We start from the raw sequence: 24,924 nt of genomic DNA on the forward strand, positions 1-24,924 counted from the left end.
TCAGTCGTCCGGTCGAATCCGGGCGAGTCGCATCGCGTTGCCCGTCACGCCCATGGTCATCCCGGCGTCGCCCGCGAGGACCGCGAGCGCGACCGAGACGTAGCCGAAGGGCACGCCGACCGCGAGGACGGCCTTGATGGCGAGCGACGCCCAGATGTTCTGCCGGATGACGCCGTTCGCGCGGTGGGAGAGTTCGTAGAGGTACGGGAGCTTGGAGAGGTCGTCGGCCATGAGGGCGATGTCGGCCGTTTCGAGGGCGGTGTCGGTGCCGGCCGCGCCCATGGCGACGCCGACGGTGGCCGTGGCGAGCGCCGGGGCGTCGTTGATGCCGTCGCCGACCATGGCGACCGAGCCGTACTCGTCGAGGAGGCCCTCGACGGCGGCGACCTTGTCCTCCGGAAGGAGACCCGCGCGGAAGTCGTCGACGCCGACCTGCTCGGCGATGGCGCGGGCGGTCCCCTCGTTGTCGCCGGTGAGCATGACGACCGAGAGGCCGGCCTCGCGGAGTTTCGCGACCGTCTCGCGGGCGTCCGGGCGGACCTCGTCGGCGACGGCGACGACGCCTTCGAGGTCGTCTTCGGTCCCGACGAGGACGACCGTCTTGCCCTCGGACTGGAGTCGCGGAATCGTGTCCTCGACGAGGTTGAGACAGCCGTGGCGGTCACAGAGCTGTCGGACCTCCGCCGAAAGCTCCTCGCCGGGGCCGGTGACGTGGACGTGTTCGAGGTCGAAGCCGAGCTCCTCGAAGAAGCCGGGCTTACCGGCGAAGTGCGGGACGCCGTCGAGGTCGGCGCGGACGCCCTTGCCGGTGACGCTCTCGAAGTCGTCGACCTCGCGGGCGGCGACGCCCGTGCCCTCGGCGTGGGAGACGATGGCCTCGCCGATAGGGTGTTCGCTCCGGGATTCGAGGCCGCGCGCGCACCGAAGCACGTCCTCTTCGGAGTTCCCGTTGAGCGGGACCACGTCGGTGACGGTGAGTTCGCCCTTCGTGAGCGTTCCCGTCTTGTCCACGGCGATGGCCTCGATCGAACCCATCGCTTCGAGGTGCGTGCCGCCCTTGATGAGCACGCCGTTTTTCGCGGCCGACGTGATGCCCGAGACGACCGAGACGGGCGTCGAGATGACGAACGCGCAGGGGCAGGCGAGCACGAGCATCGTGATGCCGTAGACGAACCACGTCACCCAGTCGAGGCCGAACGCGAGGGGCGGTATCGCCGCGACCGCGACCGCGACGACGACCATGACGGGAGTGTAGTACGACGAGAAGCGCTCCACGAACTGCTCGCGTTCGGTCTTGTTGGCCTGTGCGTCCTCGACCATCGAGACGATGCGCGAGAGGGTGTCGTCGCCCGCGGCGGACTCGACGCGGACTTCGAGGTAGCCCGCCTCGTTGACGGTGCCCGCGAACACCTCGTCGCCCTCGGCCTTGTCGACCGGGACGGACTCGCCGGTGATGGGGGCCTGGTTGACCGCGCTGTCGCCCGCGACGACCGTCCCGTCGACGGGAATCTTTTCGCCGGGCTTGACGGCGACCACGTCGCCGATGTCGAGTTCTTCGACGGGAACGACCGTCTCCACGCCGTCGCGGAGGACCGTCGCCTCGTCGGGCGAGAGGTCCATCAGCTCTCGGAGGGAGTCGCGCGTGCGGTCCATCGAGTAGCGTTCGAGCAGTTCGGAGACGCTGAAGAGGAACGCGAGCGTCGCGGCCTCGAAGTAGAGGCTCGTCGGCCCGGAGATGAGACTCGCGGTCACGGCGCTGAGAATCGCCGCCGACATCAGGAAGTCGATGTCGAGACTGCGGTTCTTCGCCGAGTAGTAGCCGTTGCGGAGAATGGCCTGTCCACCGAGCGCCGCCCCGAGAATGTAGAGCAGTTCGACGACCGTGAACGAGACGCCGAGGACGCTCGCGACGACGAGTTCCAGCCCGAGTAGGTACTCCGCGGCGATGCCCGCCGCGAGGAAGCCGCCGCTTATCCACGTTTTCACCGCGCGCGTGCTGCGCCAGACGCTCTCGCGGTCCCCGCCGGCGTCAGCGTCGGCGTCGGTGTCCGCCTCGTCGGCGTCGGTTCCGGTGACCTCGTAGCCGGCGGCTTCGATGGCCGAGACGACCGAATCGAGGTCCGCGTCGGCCGCGAGCGTGACGACAGCGGTTCCGGTCGTCGGGCGCGTCTCGTACGACAGCACGCCCGGCGCACCGTTGAGCGCGTTTTCGACCTTTCCGGCGCAGGAAGCGCAGTCCATGTCCGGAACGGTGAACGAGACCTCGCGGGTCGAGGGGCCGTCTTCGACGGCGTAGCCCGCGCCCTCGATGTTGCCCCGGATGTCGTCGGGCGTGGTCCGGTCGGCGTCGTACTCGACGACGAGTCGGCCGGTCGTCGCCCGCGGGTCGATGTCGCCGACGCCGTCGAGTTTCCGGACGCTGGACTCGACCTTGTTCGCACAGGAGGCGCAGTCCATATCCGGCACGGAGAACTCCGCGCGGGTCGAATCGGCGGGCCCACCGGCGGAGTCGTCGCCCCCGGTCTCGCCGGCCGCCCCCGACTCCGACGCACCCTCGACCCCGCAGGCGTCGTCGCACCCGCATCCGTCGCCATCTGGCGGGTTAGTGGACGCGTCCGCCTCGTCGTCGGGGGCGGGCTTGCGTCCGTCGTGTTCGCTCATACTCGGCAGTAGTCAGGGACAGTTTAATAATTCACCTGTTAGTAACCGGGGTGTTACTGTTGCAATTTCACAACTCAATCGAACTGAGTTAATAATTAGAGGAACGGCGGGCTCGCCGTCGGCAGCGAGATGAGCCACAGGCTGAGAACCGTGTAGAGAATCATCACGGCGACGAAGGGGAACTGGCTCCGGACAGCCTGCAGTCGGCTGGGAAACGTCCGGTAGGCCTGCGAGTGCGCCACCCACACCGCGAGCAGGTGGCCGACGAGGACGAACGCGACGTTCAACCCGCCGAACCACGCGGGGAGCGTGAGGACGACCGGGTTCGCCGGCGACGACAGCGGCGACGACAACGCCCCCACCAGCATCGGCGACAGCGAGACGAAGAAGCCGACGTAGTGCGCGAGGTGATAGCCGGCGGCGATCGCGAGCAGCGAGGGCGCGAATTTGACCGCGAGGTCGAGCGGCGTCTCGAAGGTGTCGATGCGGCGGGCGGTCACCCGCGCCGCGAGGACGTACAGGCCGAGGAAGACCGCGAAGCCGCCGAGGTAGAGCAGTCCGTAGACGAGAAGCGGCGGAAGCCCGACGCCCGCGAGCGACCGGATGGCCGCCGCGCCCTGCTCGGTCGTGACGAAGCCGCTGAAGGTGAGTTCCCAGACGAGGACGACCGCGACGGCCACGTCGCCGAGGTCCGTCAGGTCGTCGTCGGTGACGAGTCGCATCCCCGGGAGGCGGAACGAGAGGCCGTCGTCGTCGAGCCGAACCGGTGCGACGCGGCCGTAGAAGTGCAGGAAGGCGGAGACGGGGTCGACCCTGTCGAACCACGTGTCCGCGCCGACGGCGACCGCACCGGCGAGCGTGACGACCGAGTAGGCGACGAGCGCGGTCGCGAGAACCGACGGCCGGGTCGTGACGTCGGTCGCGGTCTCGACCCAGACGAGCGCGAGAATCCCAGCCACCGCCGGCCAGCGACCGAGTCGCTCGGGATACGAGACGAAACCGTTCGGAACCGCCGAGACGACGGTTCGCCACGGGTTCAGCGCGCGCCACGTGTCGGCTACGAGGTACGAGAACATCGTGTATCCGGCGCGGAGTCCCGCGAAGACGACGATAACGGCGAAGCTGACGGTCGGGACCTGCGGGCCGGTATAGCCGAGATAGACCACGAGTGCGAGGAGCGCGAGGCCGAGGACGCCACCCGTGACCCGCAGGGCGCGCAGGACGCTGTCTGAGATACCCGCTTCGGACCCGGTCTGCCACAGGTGGACGCGCTCGATGAACCGGCGGTCGGTGACGAAACTGGCGAGGAGTGCGGAGGCCCCGACGGTCGCGCCGCCGGTGGCGAGATAGAGCCACTGCGGGACCGCGAGGTTGTCCTCCGACGCGCCCGCGAGGCCGACCGCGGCGTTGCTCGCGGCCGCCGGGTCGGCGAGAAGCGACAGGAGGCTCGCCAGTAGGAGACCGAGACCGAATCGTCTGAGGGAGAGGGGTCGGAGTCGGGTCATGATGCGAAGACGATAAACAGCATGAGGAAGCCGAAGTACAGCAGGACGAGGACGCCGAGCGCGCGGATGCGGAACGACTTGAGTTCGTCTTCCTCCTCGTAGTACGCCTCGCGGTACGCCTCGACCTCCCCGGCGTCGAGGTCGTCGGGGTGTCTCGCGCCCCGGTGGAGGACCAGCAGTCGCTCGGTCGGATACGCCTCGCCGCACGCTGTGCAGGTGTGGCGGTCGCGCGTCGCGTCGGTGTCCGTGGTCATCCGATAGTCACTCGAAGTTCGGGGAGGGTGGCTTCTGAACGTTTCTATCGCGGGTGTTCGCGCCGTTGACATCGAACGGGCCGGGGCCGGCGGCGGGCCGCGAGTGCGAGCAGCGAGACGCGCGACAGCGGCGGGGCGACGCCTCAGACGTCGAACCGCATCGATTCGAACTCCATGAACGCCGTCTCGTAGCCGTCGTGGCGCGCAACCTGTGGTGGCACGTCCACCGAGAGCGTCAGCGAGTCGCCAGATTCGACGCCGTCGACCCCCACGCCGTAGTGATAACTGAGGTCGGGGTCGAGCGTCCGGTCGAGTCGCGCCCCATCGAGCACCGCGGTTCCGCCGCGTTCGAGCGTGGCTCTGACGCCCATCATCGGCAGGACGAACTCGTTGTACGGGGTCCGCGCCGAGACGTAGAGGTACGAGCCGTCGACGCCGAACCGGGAACCGTCGTCGACGACGAGGGAGTCGAACAGGGCGTCGGCGCTCGTCCGTCGGCCGAGGTGGCGACCGGGGAGGTCGTCGACGGCGGGCGCTTTCCCGGTCGGGACACCCATCATCTCCATCGCGGAGACCGCGCCGCGCGACCCGGCATCGTCGCCGAGCCGACGCAGTTCCACGTCGTAGAGGTCGTCCGTCTCGAAGGCGAACTCGAACGTCGCCGTCTCGGCCGCGTCGAACCGCCCGGCGAACGAGCCGGTTCGGGAAAGCGAGGTGCCGCCGATGTGCACGCGGGCCTCGTAGTCGCCCTCGCCGTCGAGAACGTAGTTCGAGCCGTAGTGCATCCCCATCTGCTGGGAGAGCATCGGGTAGGCGACCTCCTCGCTCACGAGGTCGCCGTCGCGGAGAATTTCGATGGAGACGCCGGCGTCCAGCGGGAGGACGGTCCCCGTCTCAGCGTCCCACAGCGACGCCATGAGGTGAATCGAGTCGTCGGCCTCGACGACGGTCTTCCCGAGTTCCGAACCGGCGGCGGTCCAGAAGCGGTGAGGGTACGAGTAGGTGAGCGCGACGCCGTAGGGACCGGCCGTCGTCTTCCCGTACATCTTCATCCCCTCGGTGATGGCGGGCAGGTAGACCGCGGCCGGACGGTCCTCGACGAGCGGCGGGTCGCGCCACGCCGACTGCCGTTCGAACCCGCCGAGACACCCCGCGGTGGCGGCGATAGCACCGATTCCGAGCGTCTTGATGGCGTCGCGTCGTTTCATGGTGTCTCGATAGCGTCTCGTCGGCTCATGGTGAGAGACCGCCGCGCGTCTCCGCGAAGCGGTCGAGTTACCGCAGCTAGCGGCCCGGTGCCAATGTCGGTTGCGCTTCCGCGTCGGGTTTCGAGGGGTGGTGCCGTCGTTATCAACTGCCGGTTTCCCGCACCACGTTTATATCTCCGCTCGCGCTCCGTTCGGACGATGAACGACTCGCCGTTCGACGGTCTCGACGCCCGCACGATGGCGCTGGCGTACCTCGGCTTCGGGACCGCAGGCATCCTCGGCGGCGAGTTACTCCTGTCGGCCACGCTGGGTGCGCCCCCGGCCCCCGAAGCCGAACTCGTCAAGGGGTTGGTTTTCGTCGCCGTCTCAACCGCGTTCGTCTGGGCGCTCGCCTCCCGGAAAGACCGGCGAATCGAGCGCCAACAGGCGTCGATTCGTTCGTCGCTGGACCAGCTTCGAACCGTGGTCGCCGCGTCCCCGGTTCCGATTATCGCGGTCACGCCCGAGGGGCGCGTAACGAGGTGGAACGACGCCGCCACGGAGGCGTTCGGCTGGGAGCGCGACGAGGTGCTCGGCGAGCCGCTCCCCTACAGCGCGGGCGAGAACAGCGAAAACAGCGAGGAGATTATCCGGCGGACCATCGACGAAGACGGCCTGTCGGACGTTTCGGTCGAGCGACGGCGCTCGAACGGCGACCTCCGGGGGTTTCGGCTCTCGACGGCGGTCGTCCGCGACGCCGACGACGAGCCCGTCGAAATCGTCGGCGTCTTCGTCGACGTGACCGACCAACGGCGACGGGAGCGTCGCCTCCGCGAGTTCGAGCAGGCCGTCGAACGGGCGGGGCACGCGATTTACCTCACTACGCCCGACGGGGAGATTACGTACGTCAACCCGGCGTTCGAGGAGACGACCGGCTACGACGCCGCGGAGGCGGTCGGCGAGCCCGCGTCGATTCTCAGTTCGGGCGAGATGCCGGACGCGTACTACGACCGGCTGTGGCGGACCATCCAGTCCGGCGAGACGTGGCGGGAGCGGATTATCGACCGTCGGAAGAGCGGTGAGCTCTACACCGCGATACAGACTATCGCACCCATCGCGAGCGACGACGACATCCACGGCTACGTCGCCATCCAGTCGGACATCACCGAGTCGGAGCTGACCAGACAACGGCTCGGCGTCCTCAACCGGATGTTCCGGCACAACCTCCGAAACCGGATGAACGTCATCGAGGGCTACGCGGAGCTGATTCGCCGGAACGCGGCCGGCGTCACCGACGAGGACCTCACCGACGCCGCCGAGACCATCGTCGAAGCGGCGAGCGAACTCGTGGCGCTCTCGGAGAAGGCCCAGACCGTCTCGGACGCCCTCGAATCCGAGGCGACGCCGCGGCGCGTCTCGGCGCTCGTCGAGTCCGCCGTGTCGCGAGCCGAATCGACGTATCCCGAGGCGACGATACGAACGGACATCGAAACGGGGCTCTTCGCACGAGTCGACAGCCGCGTCGGCGCGGCGCTCGACGAGTTGATCGCGAACGCGCTCAAACACGGCGGCGAGACGGTCCACATCGACGTGTACCAAACGGAAGACGACGACTCGAAGCTCGTCGTCCGGGTCGCCGACGACGGGCCCGGCATCCCCGACGAGGAGTGGCGAGTCATCAAGCGCGGCGAGGAGACGCCGCTCGAACACGGGACCGGGATGGGGCTGTGGCTGGTCCACTGGGTCGTCAAGAAGGCGGGCGGAAGCATGGAGTTAGAACCGTCTCCCCTCGGGGGGACGGCCGTGACGCTGAAACTGCCGGTCGGAGCGGAGCGACCGCGAACGTGGTTCCCGAGCGAGGAGTGACCGCGCACCCCGCGATTGATCAGATACCACAAGCCCGACTAGCCGAGAGGTGACGCCCGTCGGGTCGAGCGTCCGATTCAGGTTTCGAGAAGTTCGACGAGGTTTCCCTCGGGGTCGCGGACGAACGCGATTCGCGTGCCGCTTTCGGTCGTCTGCGGTTCGCTGAGCGTCTCGGCGTCGGACGGGAGTTCCGCCACCGCGGCGTCGACGTCGTCCACCGAGAGGCCGAGGTGGGTCGCCCCGGGGCGGTTGAGCGTCGGTTCGTCGGTGTCGGCTCCGACCGGGTTGTACTCGACGAGTTCGATGCGTACGTCGCCGCCGTCGAGGTGGGCGAACCGCGCCGATGCGCCGTCGACGGAGACGGCGGTGGCGAACTCCTCGCCGCCGACTTCGAAGCGGGAGACGACCGGGAGGTCGAGCGCATCGCGATAGAATTCGAGCGTCGAATCGAGGTCACGAACGGTGATACCGACGTGGTGCGCGTTGGTGTTCACGGTTCGTCTGCGCGCGCAGAGCGTCAAAGGCGCTTCGTTCGAACCACGGTCGGCAGACGGCGACCGGCCGACACCGACCCGGGTTCGCCGCGCCGCCGTCTCGGTCCACTGGGTAGTGCTTCTCGTGCGCGCTCGCGAGGCGCGACGCGGGTCGGGGCCCCGTCGCCCAGCAGAGACCGTATCGCATATACCCGCTGGGCCGCCCAGATAGGGTACGATGGAACCGACAGGCACGCGATGCGAGGTGGTGCGGCCGTGAGCGAACCGTTCGTCGAATCGCTCCCCGGACGGGCCGTCCCCAAGTCGTTCGTCGCCGAACTCGAGACGAAAGAGGCGATTCAGCAGGCCGTCGCCGTCCGCGGTTACAACCTCGAACGCGACGGCGAGACGGTTCAGCACGCCTACCAACTGGTCGTGAACGTCCGCGGGAAGTACATTCTCGGGCTTCATCTCACGAACGGGACGTGGCGCGTCGTCTTCGACACCCGCGACCACCCGAAACTCGCACAGGAGGGCCCGCGCGCGGCCTACGAGGCCGTCCACGACGCGCTCTACGAGCGCGCGCCTTCCGACGCTGAGATAGACTTCGAGTCGACGCCGCGATTCTGGAACGCCACGCAGTAGGTCGTTCAGCGAGTTTTTTCTGCGTTTCAGCGTTCTCACGACCGTCACCGGTGCGTGCGAACGCGCGCGCCGCGGCGACGACCGGCCGAACCCACACCACCGTGTCCGCAGAAACTCGGGTGTGACACGGTTCGGACGGACGCGCCGTGCGGTCGCGGAGCGAATCCGAGGGGGAGAGCGTCAGAGCAGCGGTTCACCACCGGAGGTACCCGCCGATGGTATGCAGGTGGGATTGAACGGCTTAAATCCAGAATTCAGGCGTTAGGAGCGTCCTAACCGCTCGAATAGACCGGTAAGTCGCTGCGAAATTAAATATATCCGGAACATACGAAAGGCCAACAGGAGCCGGAACATGTGGCCGCTCGAAGTCCCGTGTGGTGGGCACGAGGTGGGTCTGAGGCCGGTCCTGGGTAGAACAATGGATATCAAGAAATTCCTTAGCGAATCACGCGCAGTCTCGCCGGTCATCGGCGTCATCCTCATGGTCGCGATTACAGTCATCCTCGCGGCCGTCATCGGAACCTTCGTCCTCGGTCTCGGCGACCAGGTCGGCGACACCGCCCCGCAGGCGAGCTTCAGCTTCGACTACGACGGTGCGCAGGAAATCACTATCACGCACGAAAGCGGTGACGCCATCGCCAGCGACGACCTGAGTGTCGTCGTCCCGTCGGACCTGACCGCACCAACCGTGACGAAGAACGACGGTGCTGACGACAACATGAACGCCGGCGAAACCATCGTCATCGAACTCGATGGCTCCGAGACCCTTGACAACGGCGACGAAGTGCGCCTCGTCTGGACCTCCGAATCGGGCTCCAACTCTGCGACCCTGCAGAAGTACACCTACAACGCCTGAACGGTCCGCAGCGTCACAGCCAACGAACCTCAATTTTTTCGGATGTTACCCCGAGAGCGACATCTATCTCCGATTCTGGTACGGATCACGCATGATACGTGAAACGTCTTCTCAATACTAGTTTATATCCTCAGAGAACGTCAGGGAATCTGTTAGGTTAGCAGGCAAGCGTTCGAGGACTGACTCACATTTTTCTCAACGGTCGCCTCTCGTCCGGCACACCTAGGAGAAACAACTATGCAAATCAAGACAATGTTTACTGAGTCCCGTGCAGTCTCGCCGGTCATCGGCGTCATCCTCATGGTCGCGATTACCGTCATCCTCGCGGCCGTCATCGGGACCTTCGTCCTCGGCCTGGGCGACCAAGTCGGCGACACCGCCCCGCAGGCGAGTTTCAGTTTCAACTACGATTCAACTAGTGGGTCCGAAGAGTTGACAATCACTCATGAAAGCGGAACTGCAATTGACGAAGCGCGTATCGTCGTAACTGACGGAACGACGGATACGAGCTGGGACGAAACTGACGACAAGATCCAAGCGGGTGATGACTTAGTCATTGACCTTTCGTCCTCTCCCCTCTCCGGTGGTGAGACCTACCGCGTCGTCTGGACCTCTGAATCCGGCTCTAACTCTGCGACCCTGCAGAAGTGGACCTACAACGCCTGATGGTAGAATCGGCGACGAGCCCCACCGCCTCTGATTCGGAACAACGATTTCTTTCGGAACCATCCCACGGAGAGACATCCACCTCGCACCGATAGTATTGTATTTATAGCACAAATTTACCCGTCCGCGGAGCGTACGCTCGGGCAGAGACCCCATGCCCAACGACCCGCCCGCCGTCGTCTACCTCCGCGAGCACCGCAAGGACATCGTCGACCTCGCGGCGACGCTCGTCGGCCACGACACGCAAAATCCGCCGGGAGACACGCGGGAGCTCGCGTCGTGGGTCGAATCGTTCTTTTCCGAACTCGGTATCGAGACCGAGCGCGTCGCCTCGGACCCGACGAAGCCGAACGTCGTGGCGACGCTCCCGGGTGCGACAGACCGGACGCTCGTCCTGTTGGGGCACCTCGATACGGTCCCGTTCGAGGCCGACGAGTGGACGCGCGACCCGCTCGGCGAGCGGGAGGGAAACCGGCTCTACGGGCGCGGCGCGACCGACATGAAAGGCGCAGTCGCCGCGATGCTCGCGGTGGCGAGAGCGTACGTCGAAACCGAGGTGGTGCCGGCGACGAACCTCGTGTTCGCGTTCGTCAGCGACGAGGAAGTCGCCGGTGAGGCGGGGTTGCCGACGCTGCTGGACCGGCGCGGGCTTTCGGCCGACGCCTGCGTCATCGGCGAGACGACCTGCGAAGGCGACCGACACTCGGTGACCGTCGCCGACCGCGGGAGCATCTGGCTGGAGCTCGAAGCGACGGGGACCGCCGCCCACGGCTCCCGACCGATGCTCGGTGAGAACGCGATTCACCGCCTCTACCGCGCAGTAAGCGACATCGAATCCGTACTCGGGGACAGGCGGTTCGAGTTCGACCCCGCGGTCCGGGCGCTCGTCGAGGAGTCCGCGGAGTACTACGCGCCGCGGTTCGGCGCGGACGCGGCGCGGGAACTGTTCGAACGACCGTCGGTCAATCTGGGCGTCCTGTCGGGCGGCGACCGAGTGAACGTCGTCCCCGCCGCGGCGCGGGCGAAACTCGACATTCGCGTGACTGCGGGCGTCGACACGGAAACGGTACTCGACGGCGTTCGGGAGATCGTCGCCAGTCACGACGGTGTCGAGATTGTCGACGCGGACTGGTCGGTCGGGACGTTCGAGGACCCCGACGGCCCGCTGGCGAACGCCGTGGGCTCGGTCGCCGAGGGCGTCACCGGCGGGCGCGTGTACCGCCGGAGCGCGACCGGCGGCGGCGACGCGAAACGGATGCGGAACGCGGGCATCCCGACCATCGAGTTCGGTCTGGGAACCGAGACGGCTCACGCGGCCGACGAGTTCACCACGGTCGGGGCGCTCGCCGGCAACGCCGAGGTGTACGCCCGACTCCCCGACGAGCTGTTGCGGCAATTCGATAGTGGTACCAGAACGTTTGATTCGACGGGCGTGTCACCAGCAGGCACGACTCCTTCGCGACGCGGACGACGAGAGAATACCTCGCGATGACACCCGATAACGCACTATGACACCCGACGAACTCCGAACGACGATTCCGGCCCTCGACGACGTCACGTATCTCAACACCGGCGCGCACGGCCCGAGCCCGCGCCCCATCGTGGAGCGGGCAACCGAGTTCCTCGAATACCACGAGTACGACTCGCCGGGCGACGACGGCCCCTACCCGACCGCGTTCGACGCCTACGAGGCCGTCCGCGAGGACGTGGCCGCGTTTATCGGTGCCGAGATCGAGGAGGTGGCGCTGACCCAGAGCACTACCGACGGTATCAACCGAATCGCCACCGCACTCGACTGGGAACCGGGCGACGTCGTCGTCCGCACCGACCTCGAACACCCGGCGGGCATCCTCCCGTGGCGGCGGCTCGAACGCGAGGGCGTGGAGGTCCGCGTCGTCGAGAGCGACGCGGGGCGGCTCGATATGGATCAGTACACCGACGCCGTCCGCGACGCCAAACTCGTCTGTTTCAGCGCCCTGACGTGGAACTACGGGACGCGGCTCCGCGTGCGCGAACTCGCCGACATCGCCCGTGACGCCGACGCGCTGTCGGTCGTCGACGCGGTCCAGTCGTTCGGCCAGTATCCCGTCGACGTGGAAGACTGGGGAGCAGATATCGTCGCCGGCGCGGGCCACAAGTGGCTGCTCGGGCCGTGGGGCGCGGGGTTCCTCTACGTCCGGCGCGAAATCGCGGAGGAAATCGAGCCACACGCCGTCGGCTACCGCGGCGTCACGGAGCCGAACGCCGACGGGCTCGACTTCGCGCCGGGAGCCAAGCGCTTCGAGGTCGGAACCACCAACCCCGCCCCGCACGTCGCGCTCCGAGAGGCTATCGGCATCGCCGAGCGCATCGGTCTCGACCGGACCGAAGCGCACATTCGCAATCTCGCGAGCCGATTCATCGAGGACGTCCCAGAAGGACGGCTGTTGAGCCCTCACGACCCGGAATCGGGACTCGTCTCGTTCGAAGTCTCCGACCCGGAGGGGACGGTCGAGCGTCTCAAGTCGGCGGGCGTGGTCGTCCGGACGCTCCCCGAGCCGAACGCGGTCCGCGCGTCGTTCCACAACTTCAACGACGAGTCGGACGTGGCGGCGCTTCGCGACGGACTCGACGGGGAGTGGTAGCTCCGTAGCTCGCGGGGGTGTCGAGAACGCGATTCGCGTGCGGTCGTTGACTCCCTCGCAGAATCTGCCTCGTCAGCGAACGTTCATATCCGGCGAGGGGGTACCCCTGAGTATGCATCCCACGGCACGCAATTTCGCCGACCAAGTACGCGATTCTCACGGGTTCGAAGTGACTATCGAGGAGTTTCCGGAGGGAACCAAGACGGCCGACGACGCGGCCGCGGCCGTCGGCTGCGACGTCGCCCAAATCGTCAAGAGCATCGTGATGCGCGTCGGCGACGAGACGGTTGTCGTCCTCACGAGCGGCGCGAACCGCGTCGACGAAGCCACGCTCGCCTCCGAGTTCGGCGTCGAACAAGGCTCGGTTCGAAGCGCCAACCCCGGCGAGGTGAAGGAGGCGACCGGCTGGAGCATCGGCGGCGTGCCGCCGACCTGCCACGCAACCGACTGTCCCGTCCTCGCGGACCCGACGTTCGAGTCGTTCGACCGGATTTGGGCCGCCGCGGGAACGCCCGAGGCGGTGTTCCGACTCACGCCGGAGGACCTTCAGACACTTTCGGCGCCGCGATTCGTCGACGTGTTCGAGTGAGGCGGGGGCGAAACGAGCGGACCTCCGGCAGGCGGTTCGCGCTCGCGCCTTCGTTCTATTTTGCCGGGCGCGACGAGAGCAACACCACTATGTCCGCTGTTCTGTTCCATCGGTACTAACGGAGAATCGCTGGAGAGAAAACGTGGGGTTATCGGAGAGCCACGGCTGGTTCGTCAGGCGAGATAAACTCTCCTTTCGGAGAAAATGATTACTGGATGTGACCTTCGCGCCGGAGCTGGTCCGCGTCCTCGCCGGTGTATCGCCATTCGATGTTGGCTTTCTCGTCCTGCCAGTCCCACGGTTCAACGAGCACGACGTCGCCCTCGTTGATCCACGTGCGGTACTTCATGCGGCCGGGGATGCGGCCCATGCGGTTCTTTCCGTCTTCACAGCGGACTCGGACGTGATTGCCACCGTTGTGCTCTGTGACGACTGCGAACAGCTCGTTGTCGTTGGGCATTCGAAGGTTTCGACGCCCTTGATTTTCACTCACGTTTTTGCTCGGACCCGGAGACGGATAACTTATCGGATACTCGTGATACCAAATGTCATGACGTTGAAATCGCGGTGGCGGCGGTTTCGAACACCACGTTGTCCGCTGTTTTCCGACAGATTGGCCGCCGGTAGAGGTTGGTTCGCGGTCACACACCATGTGGTTTCGCTCGAGGCCTCATTTTGGGATACCGGTCGCGGTCGGTCATCGCCGAGTCGTCGCTGAAGCGTTCGGACGCGTCGCGGGGGTTCGAGGATTCCCCAGTAACACCACTATGTCCGCAGTTGTTCGTCGTCTCGGCCCCTGCAAAGACGCTTTCTCCGAGTCGCGAGGTTCCACCGAGCCACGGAGGACAGATATCGTCGGTAGACGAGGTATCGGTAGACTGAGTCACCGCCACAGTATCACCGCTATCACCGCCGCGGTTGTCCACGTCCTTCTCGGTCACGTGTTCTCTCTCAGAGCGTTCATAGGAGTCAAGCGGAGCGAGGAACGAGAGTCGAGAGAACGGGTGTTCGGGTGAGCAGGCGAGCGAAGCAGTCGGGTCGACCCCGTCGTGTGAGAACTAACGACGCGTTTGTGTGGTAATCGCTTCAGTACGCGTTCCGTGGGTATTACCTGAGAGTGGTTGATTGGAATTGGATTGCCGTTCGTCGGTTAGTGGTTGACACGGACACCACTTTGTCCGCTGTTCTCGGTGCGTGTGAACGTAGGGACGAGGCGGTGCGAAAACGGGGAACACTCACACCACTTTGTCCGCTGTTCTCGGTGTGAGACGGTACCCCCCGTCGCCGTGAGCCGGTCCCCTACTGTCGGGTCCCTATCAACCAACTTAGTTCAGGAACGTTAGAATACGAATTAAAGTGGCCGTCCTCACACAGCTTCCATACAACTATAATTATTGTCTGTATTACGGAGTTAGTTTAAGCTATTGTATATTAAATCTTTCTCTATATCAGAACACGCGGCTCCGTCCAGTTGTTCCACCGGTTACCTTCGTTTCCCAGAACAGCGGACAAAGTGGAGGGGGTGTGTCCCCGCCCGAGTATATAAAACACGAGAACAGCGGACACTCCGGACGCGGTGGTTTTATCAACGAAGTGGTCGAACCGTGATAGTATGCCCCTATTCGAGCGGGACACCGAGATCTATCGGGACCGGGACGCCCTCCGCGAGGATTACCAACCCGAGGAACTCGTGGGGCGCGACGAGGAACTCCGTACCTTCCAGGCTGCGCTGCAACCGGTTATCAACGGCGAGCAGCCCAACAATATCTTCCTCTACGGGAAGACCGGCGTCGGCAAGACCGCCGCGTCGCGGTACTTACTCGGGCACCTCCGCGAGGACGCGAGTCACTACGACGACATCGACCTCAGGGTCGTCTTCCTGAACTGCGACGGACTCACGAGTTCGTATCAGATCGCGACCCGACTCGTCAACGAGTTCCGGTCGGAGTCGAACCAGATTAGCACGACGGGTTACCCGCTCGGATCCGTCTACGAGATGCTCTGGCAGGAGCTCGACGACTGCGGCGGGACGATAATCATCGTTCTCGACGAGATCGACCACGTCAACGACGACAGCATCCTCTATCAACTCCCGCGAGCGCGGGCCAACGGGAACCTCGACGCGGCCAAAGTCGGTCTCATCGGCATCTCCAACGACTTCTCGTTCCGCGACGACCTCTCGCCGAAGGTCAAAAGCTCCCTGTGCGAACAGGAGATTCACTTCCCCGCGTACAACGCGAAGAACCTCCGCGCCATCCTCGAGCAGCGCGCCAAGGTTGCGTTCCGCGAGGGCGTCCTCGCCGACGAGGTGATTCCGCTCTGTGCCGCCTACGGCGCGAAAGACGCCGGCGACGCCCGCCAGTCGATCGACCTGTTGATGAAAGCCGGCGATTTGGCCCGCGACGACGACACCGACCGCATCGAGGAAGAACACGTGAAACGCGGTCGGCGCGCCCTCGAGCGCGGCCGCATCAAAGAGGGAATCAACGGGCTGACCGAACACGGTCACCTCGTCCTCTACTCGCTTCTGACGCTCGAACTGGAAGACGAAACGCCGATTCGCTCCCGCGACGTCCGCCCCCGCTACACCCGCTTTACCGAACTCGCCAACCGCGACCCGCTCGTCCCGCGACGGATGCGCGACCACCTCAGCGAGCTCGCGATGCTCGGAATCGTCTCCGTCACCGAGCGAAACGAGGGTCGACGCGGCGGGACGTACCGCGAATACGCCCTCGATATGGACGTCGGGCTCATCGTCTCGGCCATGCGCGACACTATCGAACTCGTGGGCGTCCACGAGACGGTCGAACCCTTCCTCGACGGCGAGAAGACGAGCACGCTCGACGATTTCATCCAGCAGTAGGTGACCCGACTGAAGTTACTGCGGACATGATGGTGTTTGTCTCGAACCCACCTCCGCCGGAACGGCTCTCTGCCGTGTTTTGGAGGCGGTTGCTACTTCGACTCGTTCCTCAAAAGCATGCGTTCGTTCGGATTCGCCGGCCGTTTTCGTTACCGGTTTCCGACTGCTCGGAACACCACGATGTCCGCAGTAAATCGGCTATTTTCGCCGCTTATTCGAACAGCGGACAGTGTGGTGTTCCCAACTTACGCGACCGGCTGTTCACCAGGTAGCGGCCATCTCCGCGGCTCGCCGGCGGTACAACAGCGGACATACCGGTGTTCGGTGTCGCGCCTTTCCACGTTCGAACGCGACGTTCACTCCGCGTCTACGACAACAGCGGACGCCGCGGTGCGCAGCCGTCGTTTTCTCCGCTCCGCTGTCGATTGTCATCGGGCGTTTCGATAACCGGGCGGCGGGCTGTCGGTCTCGAACACCACACTGTCCGCTGTTCTCCGGACGTTCGAGCCGGTTTTGTTCGACTCTTCGGCTTCTCACTCCTCGCGAGTTTCGAGGACGGCGTCGGCGATTTTCTCGGGGTACTCGGCGGCGACGCGGACGAGAGCGTCGTGGAACTCGCGGCCGGTCAGGTCGCGCACGTCGTATTCTCGGCGGAGGTACGATTCGACTTCGAACTCGGCGTCGTCCAGTCGATCGAGCGTCGCAGTCCGGACGTAGATGCTCTTCGCGGTCGTCGCCTCGAACTCGAACGCCGGACCACCCGCTGTCTCCGTCGCCTGCTCCGTCTCGCCGGCGCTTTCCACGCCGTCTTTTTCCGCGGTCGACTCGACCGGCTCTCCGGGTTCGTCGCGTTCGCTGCTCTCGGGGTCCTCGCTGCTTTCGCTCGCGTCGTCGCTCTCGCTCGCTTCATCTGACTCCGAGTCGGTTTCGGGGTTCGAGTCGGGCGCAGAGTCGCCCTCGGACTCGGCTTCGACCGCTGGTTCGGGGGCTGACTTCTCGGACCCGTCGGGGGCGTCTTCGTCCGGGGTCTGCTCGTCGTCGAGTTCTGTGTCTGGTTCCGATTCCGATTCCGATTCCATCGCCTCGCCGAGGCCGGCGAACCGGTTTTCCTTAGGCATCGTCGGTCCCTCCGCGCTCGACGATTTCCGCGAGTTGGTCGAGTCGGTCGAGCATGTCGTTCGACGGGTCGTACTCCCGGAGGGTTTTCCCGTCGCGCCAGGCGCGACTGAACGCGATTCGGTGTCTGATTCCCGGCCCCTTGGAGTCGGGGTCGTCGAACAGGTCCGAGCGGGCGAACGGCGGGATGAACTGCTCGAAGGGGGAGTCTTCGAGGTCGCGGATGATGCGCTTTTCTTCGTTGTTTCCGGTGAGGTCGTTGGGGACGATAGCGAGGATGTCGAGGTCGACCTCGCGGCGAATCGGCCCGATTTGCTGTTCGAACATCCGCTCGAAGCCGCTCACGCTCGGCTCGCTCATGAGGAGCGGAACGACGACGTTCCCGGTTCCGATGAGCGCCGCGTCGGACAGCGGGCCGAGGCTCGGCGGCGAGTCGATGACGATGTAGTCGTAGTCGTCGTCCAACAGCGGGTCGACGATTCGGCGGCGGACCCAGAGCACGCCGAACGTCGAGTTCCGGACTCGGTCTTCGATGTCGTCGAGGTCGACGTGGGCGGGAAGCACGTCGAAGGCCTCGCGGTCGCGTATCACTTCGCGCACGTCCACGGGCTCGTCGTCGGTCAGCACGTCGCCGACGTTCGGCTCCGACGACTCGTAGGCGTCTTTCATCCCGACGCCCTCGGTCGCGTTCCCCTGCTGGTCGAGGTCGACTAAGAGCACGTCGCTCCCCCGCGCGGCGAGCGCGTCGGCGAGGTTGATGGCAATCGTCGTCTTTCCGACGCCGCCTTTCTGGAGAGAGACGCTCACGGCTCGCGACATCTATCGAGCCTCCTGCGGAGCGCGATGTTCACAAATTGTACACAGTCTACGCTGTGTCTGCTGTTTGAGCGGTGCAAACTCCGTCTGAACTGTGGACTGTGCGGACATTTGAGGAACTTGAACGGACCTTCCGCGGCGTACCACATAATTTTATCCACGACTTTTGAACCGTTGGGACTGCTTCTACATTCTATAATTTCTACAATGTCTACAAATTTTAAAAATTGTAAACTGTCACCTGCCGGTATCCGGTGATTCGCCCGCGCTCTCGGTTTGTGGACCGTTTCAGTCGTCCGAGGCGTTCGGTTTCCGAACGCCGTTCGCGTTCTGCGAAGCTTTCACACTGTGCGAATCGTTCGCGGTGTAGACTACCTCAACACTCTACAACCTCTACAATTCATACAAATTTCACAATTTGTACAAATTGTACACAGCTCGAGACCCGCAAGCGGTGCAAACTTCCCAGACGGCTTCAGATTCGCCCGCCGTTCGAACCGTTTGGACTGCTTCGCCAGTTCGCACTCTCTTCGCTGTCTCCACTGCGCTCGAAGTTCACGCTCTCCTCGCAGTCTGCACTGTCACCGCGGTTTACACCTTCCTCGCAGTCCGCCCGGTGTCGACTGTGCGAACTTCGTTTCGACCGTCGCGCGATTCAAACTGAACCGAAGAAAGCGATATTCAGCGTCTCTCGCCCGCAGATACTGCGGACACAGTGGTGTTGTCCGCCGTCTCGGCTCAGTTGGCGAGTTTGTCGGCGAACTTCTCGCGGACCTTCTCGATTTTCGGGCTCGCGTGGAACTGGCAGTACGCGTCGTCGGGGTTCTTTTCGAAGTAGTCCTGATGGTACTCCTCGGCCTCGTAGAACGTCTCTAACGGGGCCAACTCCGTGACGACCTTGTCGTCGTACTCCTCGTCGAGGGCTTCGACGTAGGCCGACGCCTGTCGCTCCTGTTCGTCGTCGTGATAGAGGACGATAGAGCGGTATTGCGTTCCCACGTCGGGGCCCTGTCGGTTGAGCTGTGTCGGGTCGTGGACCGCAAAGAACACCTCGAGCAGTTCGTCGTAGCCGACGGCCACGGGGTCGTACTCCACCTGCACGACCTCGGCGTGGCCGGTGTTCCCCGAACAGACCTGCTCGTAGCTCGGATTCTCCGTCTTCCCGCCGGCGTAACCCGACGTGACTTCGCTGATTCCGTCGAGTTCCTTGAACGCGGCTTCGACGCACCAGAAACAGCCGCCGCCGAACGTCGCAGTCTGTGTGCTTCCCATAGGCCCGGTTACGTCGCCGAGGAATTAAGCCCCGCGGCGGGGGCAGTCGCGGCCGAGGTCTGGTGCTCGCCGACGACCGCCGACCCACGCCGGCGCTCCGACGAGCGAGCCCCGGACGCGTCCGTGGGTTTTCCCGACCGGAGTGTACCCGAAGCCAACATTTAACCGGCCTGTCTGTCAGCAATTACTATGGAAGATGTATTCGTCGCGAGGCTCATGTCCACGACCCTCCACACGGTCACCCCAGACACGCTCGTCGAAGACGCGGCGCAGTTGATACTGGACAACAACATCAGCTCGGTCATCGTCGTCGACGAGGACAACCGGCTCGAAGGTATCCTGACGACGACCGACTTCGTCGACATCGTCGCGAAGAGCCAGCCGAAAGCGCAGACGACCGTCGAGCGCTACATGACCACCGACGTGATTACCGCGGGAGCGCAGGACTCCATCGTCACCGTCGCGGAGTCGATGACCGAACACGGCTTTCACCACATGCCCGTCGTCGACGACGAGGAGGGCGTCATCGGGATGATTACCACCTCGGACCTCGCGGCCTACCTCTCGCAGACCGGACAGCTGGCGCGGTCGTAACGCGGTCTTCCCCCTGCCGGCAACTCCGCGTTACTCTACCTGTTCGGAGAGGCTCTCGACGACACTCGCCAGCCGCGGGTCCGTCGCGTGGCCGTGGTGGACCGCCAGGGGCGAGACGCTCACCTCGCCGTCGACCATCGCGCGGCGGTCGCTCCCGACCGGATAGCGGTCGCGGTGTTCGTCGCCGAGCGGGAATGGGTTCTCGAAGCCGACGGCGTCGGGCCACGAAACGTCTTGGAGCCGGACGTAGACCTCGTCGTCGTCGAGGCCACCTTCGCGGTCGCCGTCCGGGAGTGCGCCGGCGTCGGCGTGGTGGTCGACCTGCTGGTCGTAGTCCGCGAAGGGGCGGGTCACGCGCATCCGGGGACTCGGCACGTCGGCGGGGGCGTTGACGTTCAGGAGGTCGACCTCGTCGAACACGTCGGTCCCGAAGACGCGCTCGGTCAGCGCACGGGCGACCCGGGCGGGGCGGGAGAAGTCGTACTCCTCGGGCGGGTGGCAGAAGAAATCCCGCGCGTGGTAGCTGGAGACGGCGATGGCGGGCGTCCCGAGGAACGCGGCCTCGACGCCCGCGCCGACGGTCCCCGACCGGCCGACGACGTAGTTGCCCGCATTCGGACCGTCGTTGATACCGGAGACGACGATATCGAAGTCGGCGTCGAGGCCGCGGAGCCCGTAGGCGACGCAGTCGGCGGGGGTCCCTTCGAGGGCGTACCCCCACGGGTGGTCGCGGCGGACCGCGTGTTCGTTGCGGGCGCGGCCGACGCCGCTTTGATTCTCGGCGGGCGCGACGACGGTCACGTCGCCGACGGCGGTGAGTTCCTCGCGCATGGCGGCGATGCCGGGCGCGTCGATGCCGTCGTCGTTGGTGAGGAGGATTCGGAGCGGAGACGAGGAGTCGGTCATCTAGTCGTGGGTTTCTGTCGGTCGTCGTAGCTATTCCGGATTCGGACTCAGAGAGGTATTCGACCGCCGCGTCGCCGTCGGCAGCGGGTCGTACTCCGCGTCGTCGATGGTCGCCCGCCAGTACGGCAGGTCGCCCGGCGGGAGGTTCCACGCCACCTCGGCCGCCGTGGGCACGCGCATCCCGTCCACTTCGCGGTAGTCGCTGAAGTATCCCGTCCACGGGCACCGCTCGTACTCGCCGTCCCCCGTGTCGCGCCACCGGTCCGCGGTGACGCGCACTACCTCGTCGTTCTCGTCGAAGTGGAACACGACGGTCGCGGTCGACCCGCGATACTCGAGCGTCGCGCGGGCCGAGCGGTCGTCTCTCGGTTCCCACCTGACGCCGTGGCCGGGGAGGAACGCGGTCGGGAACCAGACCATCTCGGCGAGGTAGCGGGCGAGTTCACCCTCGTCCAACTCCGGCGACGGCGGGGCGTCCGCGACGGTGACCACCGAAAGTAGCTTCGCCTCCAGCGACCCCGCACCGCCGACGAAGGCGTCCACGACTCGAATCGGAAGGAACGGCGCGAGGTCGATTCGGGCGTCCCAGACGAACCCCGGCGGGTCGACCGTGTAGTGTTGGGTCGCGGTCATCGGCTTCCACGGCGAGTCCGCGTCGCCGAGTCTGAACGCCCCCGTCTGGCGGAGCCGGACCGACTGAACCCGGCGGGGCTCGCCCGGAAGCACGCGTTCGAGATACCGGCGAACTGGGGCGGGCAGGCCGCTGAGGTCGGCCTCGTCGAGCGTCTCTCCGTTCTCAGTGTCGCCCGTGGTCGTTTCGGCGTGTTCTCGCTGGAGTACGTCGAGCAGTCGCGCGGCCGTACCGTCGGTTCGCGCCCGAACCGCGGCGAGGAGAGCGCCGACAGCAAGAACACCGACGACAATCGCGATGCCGAGTCGTCCGGGGGTTCGCGTCCGTGACATACCGGACGATACGCGAGAGACGAATATGAGTCTCGTCGTGACTCTCGCGGACTGACACTGGCCGCCTTCGGGCCGCGGGCGAACCGTCGCTAACGACGCCTCCCCGGATTTCTGTCAACGGTTCGTCCACAAAATCGAGATACTCACGAACGCGTGAATATAATTCAAACGATGACTTTATGTAATTAAGTTCGTACTAACGAACGAATGCGCACCGAACCGATGCGGCCGGCATGCCGGGAACCCGCCGCCATCGCGGTTAATCTCCCGTTAATTCGTCTGTTTTCGGCAGATTCGACTCCGTCGTGGTCGACGGCTTCTCGGTCTTCGACCGCCACGACGGCCGCGAGCGATGCGGGTCGTCGTCTCCCCCGGTCCGCCTTCTCTACTCGCCGTCGTACTTCCTCGAGAGCGCGCCCCGACTGTCACGCCGACCGACCTGTCTCCCCAAGCGAGGTGGGCGTTGCGTGAGCCACGTCGGTGAGACCGACGACGTGCCGTGGGACGACGTGGGCTTCGTCATCAGCTCTCGCTACCGGGTCTCGGTCCTCGATAGGCTCTCCGAGGGGCCGGCGACGCCGACGCAAATCGCCACCGACTCCGAGAGCGCGGTCGCTCACGTCTCGCGGGCGCTGCAGGAACTCAGAGACCGCTCGCTCGTGGAACTCCTCGTTCCGGAACAGCGTCGAAAAGGGCGGGTGTACGGCATCACCGACGACGCCGAGAACATCTGGGACGTCATCCAGACACAGCAGATGACGTGACTGCGGCCGTCTCGCAGTTTTCTCACGGACGGTGCGGCGCGTCGTGCGACCCGGTGATTCACTTCGTCGCGATTCGCTCCGTCCCCTTGTTCAGGAGCTGGTAGGTCCGCTTGGCGAGGTTCATCCCGACGCCGGTCGACTCGACGACGTAGTACGGGACGAGTTCGCCGCCGAACTTCGACTTGTAGTTGCAGAGCCGCTCCGTGTTCGCGCCGACGAGGTCGTACTTCGTGACCGACGCGAGCGCCTCGTCCTCGACGATGTCCTCGATGATGGTCCAGTGGAGCAGGCTGTTGATGCTGACCCCGTCGTACTCGCCGCGCGCGCCGCCGAGCCAGAAGTAGCCCACCTCGTCCGAGAAGGGGACGATCATCCCGCTGAGGTACTTGCCGTCTGGGTCGCGGGCGACGTACACGCGACACCGGTCGCCGAGGTTCTCGACCAGCGACTCGACGAACTCCCACGGCATCCCGAACGGTTCGTCCTGTTCGTCGTACCGTGAGACCACGTCGTCGTAGACGACGCGAGCGCCGTCGAGCCCTTCGTCCGCGATGGTGATGTCGAGTTCGCGCGCCTGTCGAATCTCGCGGCGGAGGCTGCTGCTGAACTGGGCCTGTATCTCGTCGAGCGAGCGCCCGCCGAGGTCGAGCCGGTAGGTGAAAGCGGGCTTGACCGCGAAGCCGGTCCATTCGAACGGGCGGGGGTCGAGGTACGCCGGCGAACACAGCAGGCGGACGAACGTCCGGTTCGAGCGGATGCCGAGTTCCTCGACCACGAGGTCGGCGAACTCGCGGTTCACCGACTCGTAGGCGCTCTGTTTCGGGCTGTTCGGCATCATCACCGGGCCGATGTACGGAATCGCCATCGCCGGCGGCGGTGAGACGACGACCCGTCCGAGCGGGTTTCGGCGGACGAACGTCGGGAACAGCGCGACCGGTTCTTGGCCCTTGAAGACGCCGAACAGGTGCATTTCGCCGTCGAAGTGCTCGTCGATAGCGGCGAGCACCGCGGGGGTGTGGAAGACTTCGGTGCCAGACGAGGGGAGCGCGGCTCCCCACTCGTCGAGGCTCAGGGGTTCGATACGGAGTTGTGACATGTGTCGTAGTCGTGTGATTGGATGGTCGTCGGGCGGTACGTCGGGCGGGTCGTCACCGGTGGAGGAACCCCGAGACGAGTCGCGACGGGAGGCTCGTCCCGTTTCCCCGGGACAACATCTCGATGCCGGGTCCGAGACGGCTCTTGTACAGGTGCGCGATGGTTCTGACCGGGAGCGCGCCGTGCTCGATTTGGTAGAACGTGACGAGTTCGGGGTTGTACTTGCTCTTGTAGCGGTTGAGCCGGCGGTTGTTCGCGCCGACGAGGTCGTAGCGGCGCATCCCGGCGGCCATGCCGTCGCGCATGATGCGCCAGTCCAGCAGGTCGTTCACGTCGATGCCGAAGTCCCGCTGGGGCCGGACGCCGCCGAGCCAGCGGTAGAGCGTGTCCCCGTACTGGAGGACGAGAATCCCGCTCACGAACGTCCCGTCGTACCGGAAGACGTAGGGCCGGACCTGCCCTGCCGGGAGCGAGTCGTACAGGTCCATGACGAACTGCGGCGGCACGTCGAACGACAGGTCCTGTTCCTCGTAGCGGTCTTTGACCAGCGTGATAATCGAACAGATGTCGTCGCGGTCGCCCTCCTCGATACCCGAGACGAGCTTTCGACCGTCGCGGATGTTCCGTCGGGCGCTCCGGCTGAACGACATGAGGAGGTCCTCTTCGCCCCGGGTCAGGTCGACGTTGTAGGTGTACTTCGGCGACACGTCGCAGCCGCTCCACAGGAACGTCCGCATGTCGGTGTAGTAGTCGCCGACGCGGACGTGCGTGTAGTTCGGGCCGATGTGTTCGTCCAGCCACTCGGTACAGCCGTCGATGAACTGGTTGCGGCGGCGCTCGAACTTCCGGCTCTTGATGTTGCCGGCGTCGAGCATCACGGGCCCGAGATAGGGGACGCCGATGTGCGGCGGCGGCGAGAACGCCGTCTTGACCAGTCCCTTCCGAATCTCGAAGACGGGGAACAGGCCGACCGGCTCTTCGGTCTTGAAGCCGACGAGCAGGTGGAGCTTCGAGTTCGAGTACTTCGCCTGGAGCCGCAGCGCCTCGTACTGGTGAAAGAGGCTCGCCTGACTCGACCGCTCGACGTACGTGTCCCACTCGTCGCGGTCGCGGTGGTCGAACTCGGTAATCTCGATGGTCATGGGTTGAGGGGTGAAGGGAGTTCGTACTGCATCCGTTGCCACCGACAACGCCGGCTGTGGTCGACGC

24 protein-coding genes are annotated in these 24,924 nt (G+C 65.2%); 10 read left to right on the forward strand and 14 right to left on the reverse strand.

All coding sequences use genetic code 11. From position 1 onward, the window contains the following. From BN984_RS17400 to BN984_RS17415, 4 genes are all read right to left on the reverse strand, one after another. Complete coding sequence (locus tag BN984_RS17400) at window positions 1–2,661, reverse strand: heavy metal translocating P-type ATPase (RefSeq protein WP_049968873.1); 2,661 nt, start codon at window positions 2,659–2,661, stop codon at window positions 1–3. Window positions 2,662–2,756: 95 nt separating this feature from the next. Next, a complete protein-coding gene (locus tag BN984_RS17405; protein WP_049968874.1) occupies window positions 2,757–4,166 on the reverse strand; it encodes a hypothetical protein in 1,410 nt (469 codons plus the stop codon). Further along, on the reverse strand, window positions 4,163–4,420 hold the full coding sequence (locus tag BN984_RS17410) for a hypothetical protein (RefSeq protein WP_008094085.1): 258 nt from the start codon (window positions 4,418–4,420) through the stop codon (window positions 4,163–4,165). Before BN984_RS17410 ends, BN984_RS17405 begins: the two co-directional genes overlap by 4 nt. Window positions 4,421–4,563: 143 nt before the next feature. Continuing rightward, window positions 4,564–5,628, reverse strand: a complete 1,065-nt coding sequence (locus BN984_RS17415; RefSeq protein ID WP_049968875.1) for a DUF7350 domain-containing protein — start codon at window positions 5,626–5,628, stop codon at window positions 4,564–4,566. Between the two features lie 198 nt (window positions 5,629–5,826). Between BN984_RS17415 and BN984_RS17420 the strand changes: the two genes are divergently transcribed. Further along, window positions 5,827–7,473, forward strand: a complete 1,647-nt coding sequence (locus BN984_RS17420; RefSeq protein WP_049968876.1) for a PAS domain-containing protein — start codon at window positions 5,827–5,829, stop codon at window positions 7,471–7,473. A 77-nt stretch (window positions 7,474–7,550) separates the two neighbouring features. Here the strand turns inward: BN984_RS17420 and BN984_RS17425 are convergent, their stop codons facing one another. Further along, window positions 7,551–7,967 (reverse strand): VOC family protein, encoded by a 417-nt coding sequence (locus BN984_RS17425; RefSeq protein WP_049968877.1) that lies wholly within the window; start codon window positions 7,965–7,967, stop codon window positions 7,551–7,553. Between the two features lie 255 nt (window positions 7,968–8,222). On the opposite strand from BN984_RS17425, the gene BN984_RS17430 reads away from it, so the two are divergent. The 6 genes from BN984_RS17430 to BN984_RS17455 all read left to right on the forward strand — a co-directional run bounded on the left by BN984_RS17430 (window position 8,223) and on the right by BN984_RS17455 (window position 13,326). Continuing rightward, window positions 8,223–8,591, forward strand: coding sequence for a hypothetical protein (locus BN984_RS17430; RefSeq protein ID WP_049913490.1), 369 nt, complete (start codon window positions 8,223–8,225; stop codon window positions 8,589–8,591). 418 nt (window positions 8,592–9,009) lie between these two features. Further along, window positions 9,010–9,447, forward strand: a complete 438-nt coding sequence (locus tag BN984_RS17435; protein ID WP_008094095.1) for a type IV pilin — start codon at window positions 9,010–9,012, stop codon at window positions 9,445–9,447. 237 nt (window positions 9,448–9,684) lie between these two features. Next, on the forward strand, window positions 9,685–10,113 hold the full coding sequence (locus BN984_RS17440; protein WP_049968878.1) for a type IV pilin: 429 nt from the start codon (window positions 9,685–9,687) through the stop codon (window positions 10,111–10,113). 154 nt (window positions 10,114–10,267) lie between these two features. Next, entirely contained in the window at window positions 10,268–11,605 is a 1,338-nt protein-coding gene (locus tag BN984_RS17445; RefSeq protein ID WP_049968879.1) for a M20 family metallopeptidase, read from the forward strand. Between the two features lie 16 nt (window positions 11,606–11,621). Beyond that, on the forward strand, window positions 11,622–12,737 hold the full coding sequence (locus BN984_RS17450) for an aminotransferase class V-fold PLP-dependent enzyme (RefSeq protein WP_049968880.1): 1,116 nt from the start codon (window positions 11,622–11,624) through the stop codon (window positions 12,735–12,737). 112 nt (window positions 12,738–12,849) lie between these two features. Further along, on the forward strand, window positions 12,850–13,326 hold the full coding sequence (locus BN984_RS17455) for a YbaK/EbsC family protein (RefSeq protein ID WP_049968881.1): 477 nt from the start codon (window positions 12,850–12,852) through the stop codon (window positions 13,324–13,326). Window positions 13,327–13,534: 208 nt separating this feature from the next. Here the strand turns inward: BN984_RS17455 and eif1A are convergent, their stop codons facing one another. Both eif1A and BN984_RS19510 read right to left on the reverse strand, forming a co-directional pair. Next, window positions 13,535–13,819: a translation initiation factor eIF-1A gene (gene eif1A, locus BN984_RS17460; protein WP_081909257.1), complete on the reverse strand. Its 285-nt coding sequence runs from the start codon at window positions 13,817–13,819 to the stop codon at window positions 13,535–13,537. A gap of 148 nt (window positions 13,820–13,967) precedes the next feature. Beyond that, window positions 13,968–14,267, reverse strand: a complete 300-nt coding sequence (locus BN984_RS19510) for a hypothetical protein (protein WP_147298791.1) — start codon at window positions 14,265–14,267, stop codon at window positions 13,968–13,970. 671 nt (window positions 14,268–14,938) lie between these two features. On the opposite strand from BN984_RS19510, the gene BN984_RS17465 reads away from it, so the two are divergent. Further along, window positions 14,939–16,189 carry an orc1/cdc6 family replication initiation protein gene (locus BN984_RS17465; RefSeq protein WP_004978076.1) on the forward strand — a complete coding sequence of 417 codons (1,251 nt, stop codon included), beginning with the start codon at window positions 14,939–14,941 and terminating at the stop codon, window positions 16,187–16,189. 533 nt (window positions 16,190–16,722) lie between these two features. Here the strand turns inward: BN984_RS17465 and BN984_RS17470 are convergent. From BN984_RS17470 to msrA, 3 genes are all read right to left on the reverse strand, one after another. Further along, entirely contained in the window at window positions 16,723–17,307 is a 585-nt protein-coding gene (locus BN984_RS17470; RefSeq protein ID WP_049968882.1) for a hypothetical protein, read from the reverse strand. Then, on the reverse strand, window positions 17,300–18,124 hold the full coding sequence (locus BN984_RS17475) for a ParA family protein (RefSeq protein ID WP_008094106.1): 825 nt from the start codon (window positions 18,122–18,124) through the stop codon (window positions 17,300–17,302). Before BN984_RS17475 ends, BN984_RS17470 begins: the two co-directional genes overlap by 8 nt. Before the next feature lie 735 nt (window positions 18,125–18,859). Next, window positions 18,860–19,393 (reverse strand): peptide-methionine (S)-S-oxide reductase MsrA, encoded by a 534-nt coding sequence (gene msrA, locus BN984_RS17480; RefSeq protein WP_008094107.1) that lies wholly within the window; start codon window positions 19,391–19,393, stop codon window positions 18,860–18,862. Between the two features lie 189 nt (window positions 19,394–19,582). Between msrA and BN984_RS17485 the strand changes: the two genes are divergently transcribed. Next, complete coding sequence (locus tag BN984_RS17485; RefSeq protein WP_042665409.1) at window positions 19,583–19,987, forward strand: CBS domain-containing protein; 405 nt, start codon at window positions 19,583–19,585, stop codon at window positions 19,985–19,987. Between the two features lie 30 nt (window positions 19,988–20,017). On the opposite strand, the gene surE is transcribed toward BN984_RS17485, so the two are convergent. Further along, entirely contained in the window at window positions 20,018–20,893 is an 876-nt protein-coding gene (gene surE, locus BN984_RS17490; RefSeq protein ID WP_008094112.1) for a 5'/3'-nucleotidase SurE, read from the reverse strand. A gap of 30 nt (window positions 20,894–20,923) precedes the next feature. Beyond that, a complete protein-coding gene (locus BN984_RS17495) occupies window positions 20,924–21,856 on the reverse strand; it encodes a DUF6544 family protein (protein ID WP_008094114.1) in 933 nt (310 codons plus the stop codon). 467 nt (window positions 21,857–22,323) lie between these two features. Here BN984_RS17495 and BN984_RS17500 point away from each other — a divergent pair, with 467 nt between their 5' ends. Continuing rightward, window positions 22,324–22,620 carry a winged helix-turn-helix domain-containing protein gene (locus tag BN984_RS17500; RefSeq protein ID WP_049905314.1) on the forward strand — a complete coding sequence of 99 codons (297 nt, stop codon included), beginning with the start codon at window positions 22,324–22,326 and terminating at the stop codon, window positions 22,618–22,620. A 58-nt stretch (window positions 22,621–22,678) separates the two neighbouring features. Here the strand turns inward: BN984_RS17500 and BN984_RS17505 are convergent, their stop codons facing one another. Together BN984_RS17505 and BN984_RS17510 are read right to left on the reverse strand one after the other, a co-directional pair. Next, on the reverse strand, window positions 22,679–23,716 hold the full coding sequence (locus tag BN984_RS17505) for a lipid II:glycine glycyltransferase FemX (RefSeq protein ID WP_008094119.1): 1,038 nt from the start codon (window positions 23,714–23,716) through the stop codon (window positions 22,679–22,681). Between the two features lie 52 nt (window positions 23,717–23,768). Beyond that, complete coding sequence (locus BN984_RS17510; RefSeq protein WP_008094120.1) at window positions 23,769–24,857, reverse strand: lipid II:glycine glycyltransferase FemX; 1,089 nt, start codon at window positions 24,855–24,857, stop codon at window positions 23,769–23,771. Window positions 24,858–24,924: the final 67 nt, after the last annotated feature.

Origin of the sequence: Haloferax prahovense, from assembly GCF_000723845.1 — an archaeon.
GTDB lineage: Archaea > Halobacteriota > Halobacteria > Halobacteriales > Haloferacaceae > Haloferax > Haloferax prahovense.

Bases quoted from the DNA above. Each gene is read 5' to 3' on its own strand.
- BN984_RS17400 (WP_049968873.1), bottom strand. From the start codon at position 2,661: ATGAGCGAACACGACGGACGCAAGCCCGCCCCCGACGACGAGGCGGAC.
- BN984_RS17405 (WP_049968874.1), bottom strand. From the start codon at position 4,166: ATGACCCGACTCCGACCCCTCTCCCTCAGACGATTCGGTCTCGGTCTC.
- BN984_RS17410 (WP_008094085.1), bottom strand. From the start codon at position 4,420: ATGACCACGGACACCGACGCGACGCGCGACCGCCACACCTGCACAGCG.
- BN984_RS17415 (WP_049968875.1), bottom strand. From the start codon at position 5,628: ATGAAACGACGCGACGCCATCAAGACGCTCGGAATCGGTGCTATCGCC.
- BN984_RS17420 (WP_049968876.1), top strand. From the start codon at position 5,827: ATGAACGACTCGCCGTTCGACGGTCTCGACGCCCGCACGATGGCGCTG.
- BN984_RS17435 (WP_008094095.1), top strand. From the start codon at position 9,010: ATGGATATCAAGAAATTCCTTAGCGAATCACGCGCAGTCTCGCCGGTC.
- BN984_RS17440 (WP_049968878.1), top strand. From the start codon at position 9,685: ATGCAAATCAAGACAATGTTTACTGAGTCCCGTGCAGTCTCGCCGGTC.
- BN984_RS17445 (WP_049968879.1), top strand. From the start codon at position 10,268: ATGCCCAACGACCCGCCCGCCGTCGTCTACCTCCGCGAGCACCGCAAG.
- BN984_RS17450 (WP_049968880.1), top strand. From the start codon at position 11,622: ATGACACCCGACGAACTCCGAACGACGATTCCGGCCCTCGACGACGTC.
- BN984_RS17455 (WP_049968881.1), top strand. From the start codon at position 12,850: ATGCATCCCACGGCACGCAATTTCGCCGACCAAGTACGCGATTCTCAC.
- BN984_RS17465 (WP_004978076.1), top strand. From the start codon at position 14,939: ATGCCCCTATTCGAGCGGGACACCGAGATCTATCGGGACCGGGACGCC.
- BN984_RS17470 (WP_049968882.1), bottom strand. From the start codon at position 17,307: ATGCCTAAGGAAAACCGGTTCGCCGGCCTCGGCGAGGCGATGGAATCG.
- BN984_RS17475 (WP_008094106.1), bottom strand. From the start codon at position 18,124: ATGTCGCGAGCCGTGAGCGTCTCTCTCCAGAAAGGCGGCGTCGGAAAG.
- msrA (WP_008094107.1), bottom strand. From the start codon at position 19,393: ATGGGAAGCACACAGACTGCGACGTTCGGCGGCGGCTGTTTCTGGTGC.
- BN984_RS17485 (WP_042665409.1), top strand. From the start codon at position 19,583: ATGGAAGATGTATTCGTCGCGAGGCTCATGTCCACGACCCTCCACACG.
- surE (WP_008094112.1), bottom strand. From the start codon at position 20,893: ATGACCGACTCCTCGTCTCCGCTCCGAATCCTCCTCACCAACGACGAC.
- BN984_RS17495 (WP_008094114.1), bottom strand. From the start codon at position 21,856: ATGTCACGGACGCGAACCCCCGGACGACTCGGCATCGCGATTGTCGTC.
- BN984_RS17505 (WP_008094119.1), bottom strand. From the start codon at position 23,716: ATGTCACAACTCCGTATCGAACCCCTGAGCCTCGACGAGTGGGGAGCC.
- BN984_RS17510 (WP_008094120.1), bottom strand. From the start codon at position 24,857: ATGACCATCGAGATTACCGAGTTCGACCACCGCGACCGCGACGAGTGG.